The sequence below is a fragment of the Butyrivibrio sp. M55 genome, assembly GCF_900116865.1.
Lineage (GTDB): Bacteria > Bacillota > Clostridia > Lachnospirales > Lachnospiraceae > Butyrivibrio.
The window spans coordinates 1-1,612 of the sequence record NZ_FPCD01000033.1 but is presented as its reverse complement, the minus strand read 5'-3'; the positions used below and the strand labels follow the sequence as shown (position 1 = coordinate 1,612).

The following is a 1,612-nucleotide window of genomic DNA, read 5'->3' as shown; positions in this document are numbered from 1 at the left end:
GTAAGCGCGCAATAATCCGGTGGGTTGTAAAATAACCACCATTGTTATCGGGTACAAGGGCTTTTGCCCATAAAATATACCCCGAGTTCTTATGAACCCGGAGTACCTTGACAATTCACATATGATAAAGATTACATCGCATCAAAGATGGCATCTTGATGCTTCCTGAACAGCTCATCAAGAGCTTCTTTGCATTCTGGATTCCATGGAGATAGCTTTTCAAGCTCCTCGTCGCTCATCTGAGATGATGGACATTTGATCAACAGATACTTGAGATAGTAGTAAACATCTACTCCGCAAGCCTTGGCAGTTTCGACCATGGAATAAGTGAGTGCACTTGCATCAGCGCCTTTAGTACTGTCGGAAAACAACCAGTTCTTTCGGCCTGTAACAAATGCTTTACAGCTTCTTTCGCTGGTATTGTTGTTGAAGCTACATCCGCCATCCTCGAGATATGTTTCAAGGAACTGCCTACGATTCTGTATGTATACAAGAGCTTTGTATAGTCTTGAGTTCTTGATCGCGGTCTGACAGTCAAGCCATTTCCAGAATCCTTCAAGAACAGGCTTTTCTTTTTTAAGACGATATTCCTTTATGGCATCAAAATCTAAGCTCTTCTTCTCATGAATCTTCCGTTCCATATCGAAGAGCTTATCTACGTATGCAAGTCCTTGAACCGCAGGCTGCGTGTGATCGTATTCCTTACCTTTAGGAATGGCATCGATAAGGTAACGCCTTACATGTGCCCAACACGATGTTCTCGTGCAGTCCTTGAGTTTGTTATAACCACCATATCCATCAGTCATGAGATATCCGTGGAATCCTTCAAGGAATTCTTTGGCAGTTTGTCCTGCTCGTGTTGGGGAGTAGTGGAACAGAACTATCTGCTCCGGATCATACTCACCTGAGCGGAACACCCACATGTATGACTTTGTTTCAGCCCTGCGCCCCGGTTCTTTGAGTACCTGTACAGGTGTCTCATCAGCCATGATATATTTTCCGGAAACAAGTTTCCTTTGGAAGTATTCATGCATAGGTCTGAAGAAGTCTTCAGCATTATTGATTATCCAGTTGGCTATAGTTCCTCTGCAGATCTCAGCTCCGTACATCTTGAAGTCTTTTTCCTGTCTGTATAAAGGAAGGCAATTGACATACTTTTGGTACATCACCCAGGCAACTGTTCCTGCAGATGCCATGCCATGGAGCATATGCTTTTGATCATCACGTCCTTTAACGATATGCGGAACTTCGGCATCCTCCTTGCACTTGGGGCAGCCATAACTTACGCTGTAATACTCGATGATCTTTAGACTTGGCTTTATAAGTTCAATCTCTCTTCGAACGAATTCTTCTCCGATTCTTTCAAGAGGCGTACCACAGATATCACAGATGCGCTCATCTTCGGGTACATCAAGAAGAACCTTCTGAACCGGAAGGTTTGCAAACTTATCAGTCATCTTGGGTTTCTTCTTGCGGGTATGCTTCTCGACGGTAGTGAATTCCTGTTCCTCAAGATCAGGTTCAGTCATTAGACTTTCGGCTTCATTGAAGAGATATAACTGACCTTCAAAATCGTCTCGCTTTTCACTGGACTTTCCAAAGAGTTTCTTTG

The 1,612-nt window shown here is 43.5% G+C and carries 1 protein-coding gene; it reads right to left on the bottom strand.

Features of this window, described 5'->3' with window-relative positions; all coding sequences use genetic code 11:
- Nucleotides 1-131 precede the first annotated feature (131 nt).
- Nucleotides 132-1,612 (bottom strand): IS66 family transposase (tnpC, locus tag BM398_RS16970; RefSeq protein ID WP_092339482.1); only part of this gene is annotated, 1,481 nt, incomplete at its 5' end.